The sequence below is a fragment of the Streptomyces sp. SID5785 genome, assembly GCF_009870065.1.
Classification (GTDB): domain Bacteria; phylum Actinomycetota; class Actinomycetes; order Streptomycetales; family Streptomycetaceae; genus Streptomyces.
In genome coordinates, this window is the sequence record NZ_WWIA01001086.1 from 1 (window position 1) to 590 (window position 590).

At 75.8% G+C, this 590-nt stretch carries 2 protein-coding genes; one reads left to right on the forward strand and one right to left on the reverse strand.

Features of this window, described 5'->3' with window-relative positions:
* Positions 1-82, forward strand: an 82-nt coding sequence (locus GTW43_RS35035) for a DUF664 domain-containing protein (RefSeq protein WP_161306006.1), incomplete at its 5' end; no start/stop codon positions are given.
* 52 nt (positions 83-134) lie between these two features.
* Here GTW43_RS35035 and GTW43_RS35040 read toward each other — a convergent pair.
* Positions 135-590 (reverse strand): FAD-dependent monooxygenase (locus GTW43_RS35040; protein WP_202502333.1); only part of this gene is annotated, 456 nt, incomplete at its 5' end.

Sequence of the window (590 nt, forward strand, 5' to 3'; positions counted from 1 at the left end):
GCACATGATCGAGGAGTACGCCCGGCACAACGGGCACGCCGACCTCATCCGCGAAGGCGTAGACGGACGGACCGGCGCGTAGGCAGAGGTGACGAACCGGCGCGTGAGACGGATGCGCCCGCCGGCCCGGGGCGTCAGCCAGGAAGAGTGAGCGCCGTGTGGGCCGGCTGCCGCGGCGGCGCGGGCAGGGCAGCCAGACCGCGCAGCCGGGCGTTACGACGCTCCAGGGCGGCGGCCGTCCGCGGGAAGAGCGAGGCACCGTCCTCGCCGATCAGCTCCTGGTTCGCCGTGACGAACGGGCGCGTGCCGGCCTCGTAGGCGGCGAGCCCCGCCTCCTGGTCTCGCCCGGCCAGCGAGGACGCGAGCATGTAGGCGCCGGCCAGCGCCAGGCTCGTGCCCTGACCGGTGAGGAACGAGGGGGCGTACGCCGCGTCCCCGACCAGGGCGACCCGGCCGCGATGCCAGCGCGGCACGTGGATCTGCGCGGCCGTGTCGCAGAACACGTCATCGGCCGCCTCCAGCGCGTCGAGCATCCCCGGCACCTGCCGGGCCGCACCGGCGAAGGCCCCGGCGAGCAGCGACGGCCGGGC